This window comes from bacterium, assembly GCA_021372775.1.
Lineage (GTDB): Bacteria > Acidobacteriota > Polarisedimenticolia > J045 > J045 > JAJFTU01.
The window spans coordinates 1-1,929 of sequence record JAJFTU010000216.1; the positions used below are offsets into that span (position 1 = coordinate 1).

Below are 1,929 nucleotides of genomic sequence, written 5' to 3' on the forward strand. Positions count from 1 at the left end.
GAAGAGGCGCAGCGGGAAGCCGTGCGCCGCGGCCACCAGCAGGTCGAGGACCTGCATCTGCTGGCCGCGCTCCTCGCGCAGGAGCGCGGCTTCGCGCCGGCGCTGCTGGCGAAGGCGGGGCTCGACGTCGCCGCGCTCGGCGCGCGGCTCGAGGAGGCGCTGCGGCGCGTCCCCGCGGTCGGCGGTCCCGGCGCCGCGTCGGTGGACCTCTCGCTCGGTCCGCGCCTCAACCGCGTCCTCATCGCCGCCCCCGACGAGGCGCGCGCGCTCAAGGACGAGTTCGTCGGCGTCGAGCATCTGCTGCTGGCGACGGAGCGGGTCGGCGGCGAGGCCTGGAACATCCTCGCGTCGATGGGGCTCGACCGCGCGCGGCTGCTCGACGCGCTGCGCGCGACGCGCGGCGGGCAGCGCGTGACCTCGCAGAATCCGGAGGCCACCTACCAGGCGCTGGAGAAGTACGGCCGCGACCTGACGGAGATGGCGCGCCGCCAGAAGCTGGACCCGGTCATCGGCCGCGACGAGGAGATTCGCCGCGTCGTCGAGGTCCTCTCGCGGCGCACGAAGAACAACCCGGCGCTGATCGGCGAGCCGGGCGTCGGCAAGACGGCGATCGTCGAGGGGCTGGCGCGGCGGATCGTCGCCGGCGACGTCCCGACGAGCCTCAAGGACCGGCGGGTCGTGCAGCTCGACATGGGCGCGCTCGTCGCCGGGGCCAAGTACCGCGGCGAGTTCGAGGAGCGGCTCAAGGCGGCGCTCAAGGAGGTCGTGGACGCCGAGGGGCGGATCATCCTCTTCATCGACGAGATCCACACCGTCGTCGGCGCCGGCGCGGCCGAAGGGTCGATGGACGCGGCGAACCTGCTCAAGCCGATGCTGGCGCGCGGCGAGCTGCACTGCATCGGCGCGACGACGCTCGACGAGTACCGCAAGGGGATCGAGAAGGACCCGGCGCTCGAACGCCGCTTCCAGCCGGTCCTCGTGCAGCCGCCGTCGGTCGAGGACACCGTCTCGATCCTCCGCGGCCTCAAGGAGCGGTACGAGGTCCACCACGGCGTGCGGATCCAGGACGCCGCGCTCGTCGCCGCGGCGACCCTCTCCGACCGCTACGTCGCGGACCGCTTCCTGCCCGACAAGGCGATCGACCTGATGGACGAGGCGGCGGCGCGGCTGAAGACCGAGATGGAGTCGATGCCGGTCGAGCTCGACGAGCTGAACCGCCGCGTCCTGCAGCTCGAGATCGAGCGGGAGGCGCTGGGCAAGGAGACCGACGACGCCTCGCGCGCGCGGCTGGGCAAGCTGGAGACGGAGCTCGGCGGGCTGAAGAGCGAGTTCGCGGCGCTCAAGGCGCAGTGGGACGAGGAGAAGAACGCCTCGGCCTCGCTCGCCGCGCTCAAGCAGGAACTGGAGCGGGCGCGCGGGCGGCGCGAGGAGGCGCTGCGGCAGGGCGACCTCAAGGCGGCCGCCGAGCTGCAGTACGGCACGATTCCGGCGCTCGAAAAGAAGATCGAGGAGACGGAGCGGAAGAGCGGCGCGAACGGCCGGCCGCGCCTCGTCGCGGAGGAGGTCACGCCGGAGGACATCGCGCAGATCGTCTCCCGCTGGACCGGCGTCCCGGTGAGCCGTCTCGTCGCCGGGGAGCAGCAGCGGCTGCGCGAGCTCCCCGACCAGCTGCGGCGGCGCGTCGTCGGGCAGGACCCGGCGGTGCAGGCGGTGGCCGACGCCGTGCTGCGCGCGCGGGCCGGCCTCTCCGACCCGAACCGCCCCGTCGGCTCGTTCCTCTTCCTCGGGCCGACCGGCGTGGGGAAGACGGAGACGGCGCGCGCGCTCGCCGAGGCGCTGTTCGACGACGAGCGGGCGATGATCCGCATCGACATGTCGGAGTACCAGGAGCGCCACACCGTCTCGCGGCTCGTCGGCGCCCCTCCGGGC

At 73.7% G+C, this 1,929-nt stretch carries 1 protein-coding gene; it reads left to right on the forward strand.

What is annotated here, in order from left to right; all coding sequences use genetic code 11:
• Positions 1-1,929: AAA family ATPase (locus tag LLG88_07525; GenBank protein ID MCE5246754.1), on the forward strand; the 1,929-nt coding region annotated here is incomplete at both ends.